We start from the raw sequence: 14338 nt of genomic DNA on the forward strand, positions 1-14338 counted from the left end.
TCTCATGAAGCGGATCGCCTTGCTGGCGCTGTCCGTCGTCCTCCTGCTCGGCGGTGCCGTGGCGCCCGCGCAGGCGGCGAGCCCGGCCGTGGCCGACGACGGGGCGAAGGTCGTCCAGGAGACCTGGCTGGACGCCCGGACCGTCGACCTGCAGATCAGCTCGCCCGCCCTGGGCACCACCGGGATGGTGCGGCTGATCGTGCCGTCCGGCTGGGCCGCGCAGCCGACCCGGACCTGGCCCGTACTGTACCTGCTGCACGGCTGCTGCGAGCCGGTCGACTACCGCTCGTGGGACCAGTTCACCGACGTCAAGGCGTTCACCGCGGCCAAGGACGCCCTGGTCGTGATGCCGACGGACGGGGCGGCGGGGATGTACACGAAGTGGTGGAACTTCGGCCTCTGGAACACCCCCGACTGGGACACCTTCCACACCGCCGAAGTGCGCCAGATCGTCGAACGCGGCTACCGCGGCGGCACGCGGCGCGCGGTCGCCGGGCTCTCGATCGGCGGCTACGGCGCGATGGCGTACGCGTTCAAGCACCCGGGGATGTTCGGTGCGGCCGCGTCCTACAGCGGGGTGCCGAACACGCTCTACCCGGGGCTCCCGATCTGGATCATCGGCATCCTGGCGCGCGCCGGGTTCTACAGCTACCTCAACCTCTGGGGCGACGCGTTCGGCAGCCCGGTGCTCTGGTCGGCGAACAACCCGTACGACCACGTCGACCAGCTGCGCGGCACCGCGCTCTACGTCTCCTGCGGCAACGGGCAGACCGGGCCGCTCGACCCGCCGAACCAGGCGGACTTCCTGGAGTCGACGGCGGAAATGTCGTCCCGCAGCTTCACCGACCGCCTGCGGACGGCCGGCATCCCGGTGACCGTCGACTACTACGGGCCCGGCACCCACAGCTGGCCGTACTGGCAGCGGGCCCTGCACCAGTCCTGGCCGGTCCTCGCCGGCGCGCTCGGCCTCCCGGCCTGAGCGCAGGTCCCTTTCCCCGATGGAGGTTGTGGTGAAGCATGCCCGACGTCGCGCCGTGCTTTCGGCGCTCCTGACCTGCTGCCTGGTCGCGCTGGGCGTCGCGGCCGCGAGCCCGCCGGTCGGCGCGGCACCGCTGCTGCCCGGCCCGTTCGACGACTCCTTCTACACCCCGCCGTCCCCGCTGCCGGCCGGCAAGCCGGGTGACGTCATCCGCTGGCGGCCCACGGTCCCGCTGCTGAACGCGCTCAACGCCGACGCCTGGCAGGTCATGTACCTGTCGACCAACGCGCTCGGGAACCGGAACGCGGTGACCGGGACGATCCTGGTGCCCAAGGGCGTGGACCCGGCCAAGGCGCAGGTCATCGGCTACGCCGTCGGCACCCAGGGCCCGGCGTTCAAGTGCACGGCGTCCAAGGCGATGGAACGCGGCACGCTCTACGACCAGCCCGCCATCAACGACTCGCTCTCCAGCGGCTACGCGGTCGCGGTGACCGACTACGAGGGCTACTCGCCGACGACCGTGCCGACCTACATCACCGGGCAGTCCATGGGGCCCGCCGTGATCGACTCGGTGCGGGCGGCGCAGGACCTCCCGGCGGCCCGGCTTTCGAAGAGCGCCAAGGTGATCTTCCAGGGCTACTCGCAGGGCGGCGGTGGATCGATGTGGGCGGGCGAGAAACAGCCCACGTACGCGCCCGAGCTGAACGTCGTCGGCGTCGTCGCGGGCGGCGTGCCCGCCGACCTGACCGAGGTTGCCAAGGGCCTCGACGGTTACCTCGGCTTCGGGTTCCTGGCCTTCGCCTCGGTCGGGCTCGACGCCGCCTACCCGGATCTGAAGCTGGATTCGTTCCTCAACGACACCGGCCGTCAGCAGCTGGGTGACGCGAAGAAGAACGCGTGCACCGCGGAACTGCTGCTGAACTATTCCTTCAAGAAGATCAGCGATTTCACGACGTCGAATCCACTGGGGACGCCGCAGTGGCAGGCGCGGCTGGCGCAGAACAAGCTGGGTGCCCACCCGCCGCGGGTGCCGGTGTTCCAGTACCACGCGAGCATCGACGAGATCGTCAACACGCCGCAGGCGGAAACGCTGCACCGGGCGTACTGCGCGGCCGGGGTGCGGGAGCAGTGGACCACCTACCTGGCCGACCACGCGAGCGGGATCCTCGCCGGCAACGCCGACGCGCACCAGTGGATCGTGAAGCGGTTCAACGGGGACCCGGCCCCGGCGAACTGTTGAGGAACCGCGTGGGGCCACCTCGAGGTGGCCCCACGCCGTTCCGTCAGACCTTGCCCGCGGCGAAGGCCGCCGCGTCGTTCGCCTCGCCGCCGTAGCTCAGGTGGGCCAGGATGTCGAGCCCACCCGCCTGGCAGATCGGGTCGCCGGAGGCGCAGTAGTCCTTGGTGCGGCCGGCGTAGGTGCCGGTGACCGAGCGGCCGATCGCGCGGATCGGGTTGCCGAACAACAGGATCGCGGCGATCCGGGGTGCGAGGTCCGCCGGGATGGTCGCGACGATCGGGCCGCCGACAATGGCGCCGTCGCTGCTGATGCCGATCGAGTTGTCGACGACGTTGGCGCCCTGGGAATAGCCGACCAGGACGAACCGCTGGGCCGGACAGGCCGCGGCCTGCGCCCGCACGTGGGCGACCAGGTCGGTGTTGCCCTTCTGCACCGAGGCCGGCTCGCCGAGGTCGGCGGGGTAGTCGACGCGGTAGCTGCTCACCGTCCGCGGCCGCAGCCGGTTCTGCACGGCCGCGAAGACCGGGTCGCCGACGATGAGGCCGAGCGTGCCGGGCTCGCCCGTGCCGCGGGCCACCGGGACGTCGATGTCGGTGCAGGGTGCGGCCGAAGCGGCGGGTGCGGCGGCCACGGAGAGCCCGGCGACGGCGAAACCGACCGTGGCCGCGGCGGAAAGCAGGCGTTTCTGGGGGAAGCGAATCATGGCTGAGCACACCTCGTTGTGTGGGAAAAGGGGTCGGCAAGCGCTTTCCGCGGGGGCGGAAATGCGTGCTTCGCTTGCGGTGATCGCAGCGTCGCAGTGGTTGCCGAACCCGGCAAGAGGTGATTTCCCGGTGTGCCGGGAATTGTTCAGCCGGTGACAAACAGTCCGGTGTGGACGCTCAAGTGGCGGACTGTCCGGCCGGGTGCGGGGCGTCGAGGCGCTCCAGCAGCGCCGGGTCCAGCCCGCGCAGGGCGGCCATGACGAACCCGGTGGCCAGCTCCCCGGCGGCGATCGGGTCGAGGCCGGGGGAGTGGGAGACGCGCATCGCGGCCCGCCCGACCAGGCCGACCATCATTTCGCCGAGCAGGTCCGCGCCGGGGCCGACCGGGCGGCCGTGCGTGAGCAGGTGCTCGCGCACCTGCCCGATCACGTGCGTGGCGATGGAATCGGCCAGCGCGCGGCGCTCGTTCGACATCTCGTCGACGGCCGAATCGAACAGCAGCCGGAAGCTTTCCGGATGGGCGCCGGCGTAGCCGAACATCGCCATCACCGAGATCCGGACGCGCTCCTCCAGCGGGTGCGCGTTCGCCGTTTGGTGCGCGCTGATCACCCAGGCCCGCAACGCGGCGACTTCCCGGCGGACCGTGGTGCGGAAAAGGGCGGCCTTGTCGCCGAAATGCGCGTAGAGGGTGGGCTTGGTGGAATCGGCGCGGTCGGCGATCAGGCCCATGGTGGCCTGGGCGTAGCCCCGCTCGGCGAACACGGCGCGGGCGGCGTCGAGCAGCTCGTCGTCGGTGGGCCGGGCGGCCGGGCTGCGGCGAGCGCTGGATCGATCAGGAGGACTCTGCCGGCTCATGGAGGTGTACTGTACGGTCTCCTTGCTTTACTGTCCGGTAAAGCAAGGGCATGACATCCGGGGCTTCGCCCCGGGCCGGGGGCTCCGCCATCCGGACCCCCGAAAGAGCTCCGATCGCCGTCCCCGGTGGAGGAACCCTGGTGTCCCGCGACAGTGCTCGGCAACCGGTCCCGGCGCCCCGGGACGTCGGCGAAGAAGTCGTCCGGCGGAAAGAGCTGGCCGCGCTCATGCGTCCGGCTCTACCGGCCCTGGTCGACGGAATCGTCCGGGAGATCCTGCGGGCGGTCCCCGTCTACGCCCGGCCGGGCGACGGATCCTACGGCCGCACGACCCGGCACGCCGTCGATTGCGCCGTCGCGCTCTTCGTCGACCTCGTCGAGGATCCACTGGCTTCGCGTGACGAGCTGTACGAGACGTGCCGCCGGCTCGGCGCGGGCGAGGCCCGTGAGGGCCGGACGCTCGACGACCTGCAGGCGGCCTACCGCGTGGGCACCCGGGTCGGCTGGCGCTGGATCATGCGGCTCGGCCGGCGGCACCGGCTGTCGTCGGCGGTCATGGCGCAGCTGGCCGAGATGCTGTTCGGCTACGCGGACGAGCTCGCCCGGATGTCGAGCCGCGGCCACCGCGAGACGTGGGCGCAGATCGAGGGCACCCGGGTGGGCCTGCGGCGGCGGCTGCTGCGGCTGCTGACCGGGCCGGGCGCGATCCCGGACGCGGTGCTCGCCGAACTCGCGGCCGCGGCGGGCTGGCCGGTGCCCCGCGAGGTGGCGGCGGTCGCCGCCGAAACGGCGGTCGGGACGTCGTGGGGATCCGACGTCCTCGCCGACCTCGACCCACCGCAGCCGTACCTGCTGCTGCCCGCGCCGGTGGACGCGCGGACGCTGGCGCGGCTCGGCACCCGCGTCGCGGTCGGGCCGCCGACGGACGTGAGCGCGGCGGCGCATTCCCTGCGCTGGGCGCGCACCGCGCTGCGGCTGGTGGCCGAAGGCGCGCTCCCGGACACGCCGGTGACGTGGTGCACCGACCACCTGACGGAGCTGTGGCTGCTGTCGGACTCGCCGCTGGCCGAGCAGGTCGCCCGGCAGGAACTGGCCCCGCTGGAACAGTTCCCGGAGCGGACGCGCCGCCGGCTGGCCGAGACCCTGCTGTCCTGGCTGCAGAACGGCGGCAACTCCGAGAAGATCGCGGTCGACCTTTCGGTGCACCCGCAGACGGTCCGCTACCGGGTGCGCCAGCTGAAGCAGGCCTTCGGCGATCGCCTCGACGACCCCGACACGCGGTTCGCCATGCAGGCCGCGCTGCGCGCGTCCGGGGTGCGGATCGCCCGGAACGAGTTCTCGTCCCCCGAAGCGTAGGAGCCCGCCCCGCCCACCTCCCGACCTTGTCCCCGGCGAGAACATGTTCTAGTTTTGGGGGCGGAAGGTGGTGTGCCGGTGAAGACGGAGCTGGGCCTGGCCGGTGCGGTCGTGCTGGTGACCGGCGGTGTCCGCGGGGTCGGCCGGGGCATCGCCGAGGTGTTCCTGGCCCATGGTGCCCGGGTCGTGGTCTGTGCGCGGCGGGAGGCGCCCACCCCGGCGGAGTTCGTCGGGTGCGACGTCCGGGACGAGACGCAGGTGGCGGCGCTGGTCGAGGGGATCGTCTCCCGGCACGGCCGCCTGGACGTCGTCGTCAACAACGCCGGCGGGGCGCCGTACGTGTCGGCGGCGGAGGCGTCGCCGCGGCTGCACGACAAGATCGTGCAGCTCAACCTGCTGGCGCCGTTGCTGGTCGCGCAGCACGCGAACGCGGTGATGCAGCGGCAGGAGTCCGGCGGCTCGATCGTGATGATCTCCAGCGTGAGCGGGACGCGTCCGTCGCCGGGCACCGCGGCGTACGGCGCCGCCAAGGCCGGGTTGGACAACCTGACCGCGAGCCTGGCGGTGGAGTGGGCGCCGAAGGTGCGGGTCAACGCCCTGGACGTGGGCATGGTGCGGACCGAGCAGGCGCACCTGCACTACGGCAGCGAGGCCGCGGTCGAGGCGGTCGGGAAGACCGTCCCGCTCGGGCGGCTGGCCGAGCCGGCGGAAATCGGGCACTGCGCCGCGTTCCTCGCCTCCGGCCTGGCTTCTTATGTGTCCGGCGCGACCCTGCGCGTGCACGGCGGAGGTGAGGTCCCGGCGTTCCTCGCCGCGGCCGACGTCAACCATCGGGAGGATTCGTGAGCGGGTTGTGCCAGGGCCGGGTGGTCGTGGTGACCGGCGCCGGGCGGGGCATCGGGCGGGCACACGCCCTCGCCTTCGCGGCCGAAGGGGCGTCGGTGGTCGTGAACGACGTGGACGCCGACGCGGCCGCGGAAGTCGTCGGGGCCGTCGGTGAGAGGGCCGTCGGGGGGAGGGCGGTGGCGAACTCCTCGGACGTGGCCGATTGGGCGGGTGCGAAGGAGCTGATCGACACCGCGCTCGAGCGGTTCGGGCGCCTGGACGTGCTGGTCAACAACGCCGGGTTCGTCCGGGACCGGATGCTGGTCAACCTCGGCGAGGACGAGTGGGACGCGGTCGTGCGGGTGCACCTCAAGGGGCATTTCGCGCCGCTTCGGCACGCGGCGGAGCACTGGCGGGCCGAAGCGAAAGCCGGGCGCACGCCGCAGGCCCGGGTGATCAACACCAGTTCCGGGGCCGGGCTGCTGGGCAGTGTGGGGCAGGGCAACTACTCGGCGGCGAAGGCGGGGATCGCCGGGCTGACCGTGGTCGCGGCGGCCGAGTTGGCCCGCTACGGCATCACGGTGAACGCGATCGCGCCGGCCGCCCGCACCCGGATGACCGAGGGCGTGTTCGCGTCGATGGCGCGGCCGGAAGACGGGTTCGACGCGATGGCGCCGGAGAACGTCTCGCCGCTGGTCGTCTGGCTGGGCAGTGCGGAGTCCGGGCACGTCACCGGCCGGGTGTTCGAGGTCGAGGGCGGCAAGGTCTCGCTCGCGCAGGCGTGGCGGCACGGCCCGGTCGTGGACAAGGGCGACCGGTGGGATCCGGCGGAACTCGGTCCGGTGGTCAAGGAGCTGCTCGAGCAGGCGCCCGAGCCCGAACCCGTCTACGGAGCGAGCTGATGGCGATTCTCACGAAACGCGACGGGCACATCGAGGTGGTCACCGTCGATTTCCCGCCGGTGAACGCGTTGCCGGTGCAGGGCTGGTTCGACCTGGCCGACGCGATCACCCAGGCCGGGCGGGACCCGGAAGTGCACGTGGTGATCCTGCGCGCGGAAGGCCGCGGGTTCAACGCGGGTGTGGACATCAAGGAGATCCAGCGCAGCGAGGGCTATGACGCCTTGGTCGGCGCGAACCGCGGCTGTTACGCGGCATTCGGTGCCGTCTACGACTGCGAGGTGCCGGTGGTCGCGGCCGTGCACGGGTTCTGCCTGGGCGGCGGGATCGGCCTGGCCGGCAACGCCGACGTGATCATCGCCTCGGAGGATGCGACGTTCGGGGTCCCCGAGGTGGAGCGCGGGGCCTTGGGCGCGGCCACGCACCTGGCGCGGCTGGTGCCGCAGCACCTCATGCGCACGTTGTACTTCACCGCCCGCAAGATCACCGCCGCCGAGTTGCAGGCGCACGGTTCGGTCTACCGGGTGGTGCCGCGCGCGGACCTCGACGAGGCGGCTCTCGAGGTGGCCCGGGACATCGCGAAGAAGGATCCGCGGGTGATCCGGGCGGCGAAGGAGGCCCTGAACGGCATCGACACCCAGCAGGTGCACCGCAGCTACCGCTTCGAGCAGGGCTTCACGTTCGAGCTGAACCTGCTGGGTGCGTCCGACGAGGCTCGCGAGGAGTTCTTGAATGGCCGATAAGCGCACGACCGCCGACGAGGTGGCGGCCGAGCTGAAGGACGGCATGACGATCGGGATCGGTGGCTGGGGATCGCGCCGCAAGCCGATGGCCCTGGTCCGCGCGATCCTGCGCAGCCCGGTGAAGGACCTCACCGTGGTCTCCTACGGCGGCCCGGACGTCGGCTTGCTCTGCGCGGCGGGCAAGGTGAAGCGGGTCGTGTTCGGGTTCGTGACCCTGGATTCGATCCCGTACGACCCGTGGTTCGGCCGCGCCCGCGAGACCGGGGCGATCGAGGTGACCGAGTACGACGAGGGCATGTTCGGTACGGCGTTGTCCGCGGCGATGCAGCGGCTCCCGTTTCTGCCGACTCGCGCCGGGCTCGGCTCCGAAGTCATGCGGGCCAACCCGCAGCTGCGCACTGTGCGCTCGCCGTACGACGACGGCGAGGAGCTCGTCGCGGTTCCGGCGCAGCACCTGGACGTCGCGCTGGTGCACCTCAACCGCGCCGACGCCCGTGGCAACGCCCAGTACCTCGGCCCCGACCCGTATTTCGACGAGCTGTTCGGCCTGGCGGCCGAGAGGTGTTTCGTGTCGGTGGAAAAGGTCGTCGACACGGACGAGCTGACGGCCGGTGGGCCGGTGCAGTCGCTGCTGCTCAGCCGGGGAAGCGTGGACGGGGTCGTGGAGTCCCCGCGGGGGGCGCACTTCACCACGGCGGTGCCGGACTACGGCCGTGACGAGCGGTTTCAGCGGCACTATGCGGCCTGCGCCAAGGACCTCGACGCGTGGCCGGGATTCGTGGACCGGTTCCTGTCCGGCGGCGAGGAGCAGTATCTGTCCGAAGTGGACAAATTCGAGGCGGAGGCGGCATGAGCGCGACCCGGGCCGAGATCGCCGTGGTGGCGGTGGCCGAGCTGTTCCGCGGCGACGGCGAAATCCTGGCCAGCCCGATGGGTTTCGTCCCGCAGCTGGGTGCGAAGCTCGCGCGGCTGACGTTCGAGCCGGACCTGCTGCTGTCCGACGGCGAGGCCCGCCTGCTGACCACCGACGGGGTGGTCGAGGGCTGGCAGCCGTTCCGCAAGATGCTGGACACGATCGTCCCGCACGGCCGGCGGCACGTCGTCATGGGCGCCAACCAGATCGACCGGTACGGCAACCAGAACATCTCCGCCATCGGCGACCACGCCCGCCCGGCGAAACAGCTGCTGGGCGTGCGGGGCGCGCCGGGCAACACGATCAACCACCGCACGAGCTACTGGGTGCCCCGGCATTCCACCCGGGTCTTCGTCGAGAGCGTGGACGTCGTGTCGGGGGTCGGCTACGACAACGCGGCCAAGGCGGGTGCGTCGGCGCAGAAGTACCACGACGTGCACCGGGTCGTCTCCAACCTGGGTGTGTTCGACTTCGGCGGCCCCGATCACGCCATGCGGGCGGTGTCCCTGCACCCGGGCGTCACCCGCGACGACGTCACCGCGGCGACGACGTTCGAGATCGATTTCTCCGGCACGGGGACCAGCCGGGAACCGACCGGCGAAGAGCTGCGGCTGATCCGCGAGGTGCTGGACCCGAAGAGCCTGCGGGACAAGGAAGTCCCGGCGTGAAGACCGCGCTCACCCGGCTGGTGGGGGTCGAGCACCCGGTCGTGCAGACCGGGATGGGCTGGGTCGCCGGGCCGCGGCTGGTCTCGGCGACCGCGGAAGCCGGGGCGCTCGGCGTCCTCGCGTCCGCCACCATGACGTTCGGCGAGCTGGAAGCGGCGATCGCCGAGGTCAAGAAGCGCACGGAGAAGCCGTTCGGCGTCAACCTCCGCGCCGACGCGGCCGACGCCGGCGAACGCGTCGACCTGCTGATCCGCGAGGGCGTGAAGGTCGCTTCCTTCGCTTTGGCGCCGCGGAAGGAGATGATCGCCAAGCTGCGGGACCACGGCGTCGTCGTGATCCCGTCGGTCGGGGCCGCCCGGCACGCCGAGAAGGTCGCCGGCTGGGGCGCGGACGCCGTCATCGTCCAGGGCGGCGAAGGCGGCGGGCACACCGGAGGCGTGGCCACCACGCTGCTGCTGCCCTCGGTGCTGGACACGGTCGACATCCCGGTGATCGCCGCGGGCGGCTTCTTCGACGGCCGCGGGCTCGCCGCCGCCCTCGCCTACGGCGCCGCCGGCGTCGCGATGGGCACCCGGTTCCTGCTGAGCAAGGAAAGCACGGTCCCCGACGAGGTCAAGCGCCTCTACCTCGAGCAAGGGCTCACCGGGACGGTGGTCACCAAGCGTGTCGACGGCCTCCCGCACCGCGTCCTGCGCACCGAGCTCGTCGACCGGCTCGAACGCACCGGCCGGATCCGCGGCCTGGCCCAGGCCGCCCGCAACGCCCTGCGCTTCCGGAATATCACCGGACTGTCCCCGGTTGCGATGCTGCGAGAAGGCTTCGCGATGAAGCACGGCAACGATCTGACGTGGAGCCAGCTGGTCATGGCGGCCAACACCCCGATGCTGCTGCGGGCGGGACTGGTCGAAGGCCGGACGGACGCGGGAGTGCTAGCGTCGGGACAGGTGGTGGGCATGATCCACGACCTGCCCACGGTGGCGCAGATCGTCGAGGGCGCAGTCGCCGAGGCAGGTGAGATCCTGCGGCGGCTCGGCCGGGAAACGGGAGGATGAGCGGTGGCTTTGAAGGTCGGGTACAAGGCGTCCGCGGAGCAGTTCGGGCCGCGGGACCTGGTCGAGTACGCCGTGCGCGCCGAAGAGGCGGGGCTGGACTCGGTGTGGGTGTCCGATCACTTCCTGCCGTGGCGGCACGAGGGTGGGCACGCGCCGTGGGCGCTGGCGTGGATGCCGGCGGTGGCGGAGCGGACGAAGCGGGTGCAGATCGGGACGAGCGTGCTGACCCCGACGTTCCGGTACAACCCGGCGGTGATCGCGCAGGCGTTCGCGACGATGTCGCTGCTGTCGAACGGCCGGGTGATCCTGGGTGTCGGCACCGGTGAGGCGTTGAACGAGATCGCGGTGTCGGGGCGGGAGTGGCCGGAGTTCAAGGAGCGCTTCGCCCGGCTGCGCGAGTCGATCAAGCTGATGCGCGAGCTGTGGACCAAGGACAAGGTCGACTTCGAGGGCGAGTACTACACGCTGGTCAACGCGAGCATCTACGACCGGCCGGAGACGCCGGTGCCGGTGTACGTCGCCGCGGGTGGCCCGGTGGTGGCCAAGTACGCGGGCCGGTCGGGGGATGGGTTCATCTGCACCTCGGGCAAGGGCATGGATCTCTACACCGAGAAGCTGATGCCCGCCGTCAAGGAGGGTGCCGAGGCGGCCGAGAAGACGGTCGAGGACGTCGACCGGACGATCGAGATCAAGATGTCGTATGACCGCGATCACGAGAAGGCGCTGGAGAACACGCGGTTCTGGGCGCCGCTGTCGCTGACGGCCGAGCAGAAGCACACGGTGTCTTCGGCCGAGGAGATGGAGCGGCTGGCCGACGAGCTGCCGATCGAGCAGGTTGCCAAGCGCTGGATCGTCGCCTCCGACCCGGACGAGGCCGTCGCCCAGATCAAGCCGTACCTGGACGCGGGGCTGAACCACCTCGTCTTCCACGGCCCGGGCCACGACCAGGAGCGGTTCCTGACCCAGTTCTCCGAGGACGTGCTCCCGAAGCTGCGGGCCCTCGGCTGATCAGAGCCGCTCGATGATGGTGACGTTGGCGGTGCCGCCGCCTTCGCACATCGTCTGCAGCCCGTAACGACCCCCTCGGCGCTCCAGTTCGTGCAGGAGCGTGGCGAGGAGCTTGGTGCCGGTGGCCCCGATCGGGTGGCCGAGGGCGATCCCGCCCCCGTTCACGTTGACCCGGTCGGGGTCCGCGCCGGTTTCGTCCAGCCAGGCCAGTACCACGCTCGCGAAGGCCTCGTTGACCTCGAACAGGTCGATGTCGCCGACGGTGAGCCCGCTCTTGCGCAGGGCCTGCGCGGTGGCCGGGATCGGCCCGGTGAGCATCCAGACCGGGTCCGCCGCGCGCACCGACAGGTGGTGGATGCGGGCGCGCGGTGTCAGGCCGTGCTCCTTGACGAACGCTTCCGACGCGACGACGGCCGCGCTCGCGCCGTCGGAGATCTGGCTGGCGACCGCGGCGGTCAGCCGGGACCCTTCGCTCAGCGGCTTCAGGCCGCGCATGCGGTCCAGGCTGGTGTCCCGGCGCGGGCCCTCGTCGTGCCGGAACTCCTCCACCGCCACGGTTTCCGCGTCGAACCGGCCCTCGTCGATGGCGGACAACGCACGGTGGTGGCTGCGCAGCGCGTACTCTTCCATGGCCGCGCGGCTGATGTCCCAGTGCTCGGCGATCATTTCGGCGCTGCGGAACTGGGAAACCTCGGCGCTGCCGTAGCGCTCCTGCCAGCCCTTCGAACCGGAGAAGGGGTCGTCGAAGCCGTATTCGCGGCCGGCCAGCATCGCCGCGCTGATCGGGATGCGGCTCATGTTCTGCACGCCCCCGGCCAGCACCAGGTCCTGGGTGCCCGACATGACGGCCTGGGCGGCGAAGTGGACGGCCTGCTGGCTGGACCCGCACTGCCGGTCGACGGTCACGCCCGGGACGTGGTCACCGAACCCGGCCGCGAGCCACGCGGTGCGCGCGATGTTGCCCGACTGCGGGCCGAGGGTGTCGGTGCAGCCGAGGATGACGTCGTCGACCAGGTCCGGGTCGACGCCGGCGCGGTCGACGGCGGCTTTGATGACGTGCGCGCCGAGGTCGGCCGGGTGCCACCCGGCCAGTGCGCCGCCGCGCCGGCCGACGGGGGTGCGGACCGCGTCGAGGAGGAAGGCTTCGGGCACGGGGGCTCCTAGGGGTGCTGGCTGCTGACGGAGACGACTTCGCCGGTGAGGTAGGAGGCGTAGTCGCTGGCGAGGAAGACCATGACGTTGGCGACTTCCCAGGGTTCGGCGGCGCGGCCGAAGGCTTCCTTCTTGGTGAGGTCGTCGAGGAGTTCGTCGCTGGTCACCTTGGCGAGGAAGGGGTGCATCGCCAGGCTGGGCGCGACGGCGTTGATCCGGACACCGTGCTCGGCCGCGTCCAGGGCCGAGCACCGCGTCAGGGCCATCACGCCCGCTTTGGCGGCCGCGTAGTGGGCCTGCCCGGCCTGGGCGCGCCAGCCGATCACGGACGCGTTGTTGACGATGGCTCCGCCACCGCCCTGGGCGACGAACTGCTTGAGGGCGGCGCGGGTGCAGCGGAAGGTGCCGTTCAGGGTGATGTCGAGGACGCGCGACCACTCCTCGTCGGTCATGTCGAGCACCGACTTGGTGCCGCCGAGCCCGGCGTTGTTGACCATGACGTCGAGGCGGCCGAAGTGGTCCACGGCGCCGTCGATCAGGGCTTGGACGTGGTCTTCGCGGGTGACGTCGCAGGTGATGGCGTGGACCTTGCCCAGTTCGGCCAGCTCGGCGGCCTTTTCGGCGAGCCGGCGTTCGTGCCAGTCGCTGATCACGACACTCGCGCCTTCTTCGAGGCAGCGTTTGGCGACGGCCGACCCGATGCCGGTGCCCGCGGCGGCGGTGACCACCACGACTTTCCCCTGCAGCAGGTCGTGGCCGGGTGGGTAATGGGGGATCACGGGCGGGCCTCCCGGGGCAGGCCGAGCACGCGCTCGGCGATGATGTTGCGTTCGATTTCGTCGGAGCCGCCGTAGATGGTGTCGGCGCGGGTGAACAGGAACAGCCGCTGCCATTCGTCGAGTTCGGGGCCGTCGGCGACCAGCGAGCGGGCGCCGCGGGCGCGCATCGCGAGTTCGCCCAGCCCGCGGTGCCACTGCGCCCACAACAGCTTGCCCACCGCGACTTCCGGGCCCGCGGCCTGGCCGAGGGTGCGGAGGGCGTGGGCGCGCAGGACGCGCAGGCCGATGCGGGCGCGGGTGAGGTCGGCGCGCAGGAGCGGGTCCTCGTAGGTGCCGAGGCGTTGGGCTTCGGCGGTGATGTCGTCGAGTTCGCGGCGGAACCCGATCTGCTGGCCGAGGGTGGAGACGCCGCGTTCGAAGCCGAGGGTGGCCATCGCGATCCTCCAACCCTCGCCGGGTTCGCCGACGACGTGGCCGGCGGGGGTGCGGGCGTCGTCGAAGAAGACTTCGTTGAACTCCGAGGTGCCGGTGAGCTGCTGGATCGGGCGGATGGTGACGCCGTCTTGGCGCAGCGGGACCAGCAGGTAGGAGAGGCCGTGGTGGCGCTGGGAGCCGGGTTCGGTGCGAGCGACGACGAAGCACCAGCCGGCGACGTGGGCGAGTGAGGTCCAGATCTTCTGGCCGTTGATCACCCACTCGCCGTCCCGCAACACCGCGGAGGTGGAGACGGCGGCGAGGTCGGAGCCGGCGCCGGGCTCCGAATAGCCCTGGCACCACAGTTCCTCGACGGCGACGATCTTCGGCAGGAACCGTTCCTGCTGTTCAGGGGTGCCGAACGCGATCAGCGTCGGCCCGAGCAGCTGCTCGCCGATGTGGTTGACCCGCGCCGGAGCACCCGAAGCCGCGTATTCCTCGTGGAAGGCGACCTGGTCTTCGAGAGACAGCCCGCGCCCGCCGTGCTCCACCGGCCAGCCCACACACGTCCAGCCCGCCGCCGCCAGGTGGCGCTCCCACGCCAGGCGCAACTCGAACTCCTCGTGCTCCCGCCCCGGCCCGCCGAGACCGCGCAGCCGGGCGAACTCACCGGTCAGGTTGTCCGCGAGCCAGCCCGCGACCTCACGGCGGAATCCCGACGGTTCCACGCACGCCTCCTTGCTGCCAGGCCG

General features: G+C 71.5%; 15 protein-coding genes. 10 read left to right on the plus strand and 5 right to left on the minus strand.

The window, feature by feature from the left end; translation table 11 throughout:
* Window positions 1-4 precede the first annotated feature (4 nt).
* Window positions 5-979: an alpha/beta hydrolase gene (locus ACWED2_RS22905; RefSeq protein WP_449692520.1), complete on the plus strand. Its 975-nt coding sequence runs from the start codon at window positions 5-7 to the stop codon at window positions 977-979.
* 19 nt (window positions 980-998) lie between these two features.
* The gene (locus tag ACWED2_RS22910) at window positions 999-2219 is read left to right on the plus strand and encodes a lipase family protein (RefSeq protein ID WP_449692521.1); all 1221 of its coding nucleotides are present in this window, start codon (window positions 999-1001) and stop codon (window positions 2217-2219) included.
* 43 nt (window positions 2220-2262) lie between these two features.
* On the opposite strand, the gene ACWED2_RS22915 is transcribed toward ACWED2_RS22910, so the two are convergent.
* The gene (locus ACWED2_RS22915; protein ID WP_449692522.1) at window positions 2263-2922 is read right to left on the minus strand and encodes a cutinase family protein; all 660 of its coding nucleotides are present in this window, start codon (window positions 2920-2922) and stop codon (window positions 2263-2265) included.
* A 178-nt stretch (window positions 2923-3100) separates the two neighbouring features.
* Window positions 3101-3778, minus strand: coding sequence for a TetR/AcrR family transcriptional regulator (locus ACWED2_RS22920; RefSeq protein WP_449692523.1), 678 nt, complete (start codon window positions 3776-3778; stop codon window positions 3101-3103).
* Window positions 3779-3918: 140 nt separating this feature from the next.
* On the opposite strand from ACWED2_RS22920, the gene ACWED2_RS22925 reads away from it, so the two are divergent.
* From ACWED2_RS22925 to fgd, 8 genes are all read left to right on the plus strand, one after another.
* Window positions 3919-5133: a PucR family transcriptional regulator gene (locus ACWED2_RS22925; RefSeq protein ID WP_449692524.1), complete on the plus strand. Its 1215-nt coding sequence runs from the start codon at window positions 3919-3921 to the stop codon at window positions 5131-5133.
* A 78-nt stretch (window positions 5134-5211) separates the two neighbouring features.
* Window positions 5212-5979, plus strand: a complete 768-nt coding sequence (locus ACWED2_RS22930; protein WP_449692525.1) for an SDR family oxidoreductase — start codon at window positions 5212-5214, stop codon at window positions 5977-5979.
* Entirely contained in the window at window positions 5976-6860 is an 885-nt protein-coding gene (locus ACWED2_RS22935) for an SDR family oxidoreductase (protein ID WP_449692526.1), read from the plus strand. The genes ACWED2_RS22930 and ACWED2_RS22935 overlap by 4 nt, the downstream gene beginning before the upstream one ends.
* Window positions 6860-7600, plus strand: a complete 741-nt coding sequence (locus tag ACWED2_RS22940; protein ID WP_449692527.1) for an enoyl-CoA hydratase family protein — start codon at window positions 6860-6862, stop codon at window positions 7598-7600. The genes ACWED2_RS22935 and ACWED2_RS22940 overlap by 1 nt, the downstream gene beginning before the upstream one ends.
* The gene (locus tag ACWED2_RS22945) at window positions 7590-8453 is read left to right on the plus strand and encodes a CoA transferase subunit A (RefSeq protein ID WP_449692528.1); all 864 of its coding nucleotides are present in this window, start codon (window positions 7590-7592) and stop codon (window positions 8451-8453) included. The genes ACWED2_RS22940 and ACWED2_RS22945 overlap by 11 nt, the downstream gene beginning before the upstream one ends.
* Entirely contained in the window at window positions 8450-9181 is a 732-nt protein-coding gene (locus ACWED2_RS22950; protein WP_449692529.1) for a CoA-transferase subunit beta, read from the plus strand. Before ACWED2_RS22945 ends, ACWED2_RS22950 begins: the two co-directional genes overlap by 4 nt.
* Window positions 9178-10233: an NAD(P)H-dependent flavin oxidoreductase gene (locus ACWED2_RS22955; RefSeq protein ID WP_449692530.1), complete on the plus strand. Its 1056-nt coding sequence runs from the start codon at window positions 9178-9180 to the stop codon at window positions 10231-10233. The genes ACWED2_RS22950 and ACWED2_RS22955 overlap by 4 nt, the downstream gene beginning before the upstream one ends.
* A gap of 3 nt (window positions 10234-10236) precedes the next feature.
* Window positions 10237-11241 (plus strand): glucose-6-phosphate dehydrogenase (coenzyme-F420), encoded by a 1005-nt coding sequence (gene fgd / locus ACWED2_RS22960; protein WP_449692531.1) that lies wholly within the window; start codon window positions 10237-10239, stop codon window positions 11239-11241.
* Here the strand turns inward: fgd and ACWED2_RS22965 are convergent, their stop codons facing one another.
* From ACWED2_RS22965 to ACWED2_RS22975, 3 genes are read right to left on the minus strand one after another with little or no spacing between them, the layout of a single operon-like run.
* Window positions 11242-12393, minus strand: coding sequence for an acetyl-CoA C-acetyltransferase (locus ACWED2_RS22965; protein ID WP_449692532.1), 1152 nt, complete (start codon window positions 12391-12393; stop codon window positions 11242-11244). It abuts the gene before it with no gap.
* A gap of 8 nt (window positions 12394-12401) precedes the next feature.
* Window positions 12402-13172: an SDR family oxidoreductase gene (locus ACWED2_RS22970; RefSeq protein ID WP_449692533.1), complete on the minus strand. Its 771-nt coding sequence runs from the start codon at window positions 13170-13172 to the stop codon at window positions 12402-12404.
* Entirely contained in the window at window positions 13169-14314 is a 1146-nt protein-coding gene (locus ACWED2_RS22975) for an acyl-CoA dehydrogenase family protein (protein ID WP_449692534.1), read from the minus strand. Before ACWED2_RS22975 ends, ACWED2_RS22970 begins: the two co-directional genes overlap by 4 nt.
* Between the last annotated feature and the right edge of the window lie 24 nt (window positions 14315-14338).

Source organism: Amycolatopsis sp. NPDC005003, from assembly GCF_053600695.1.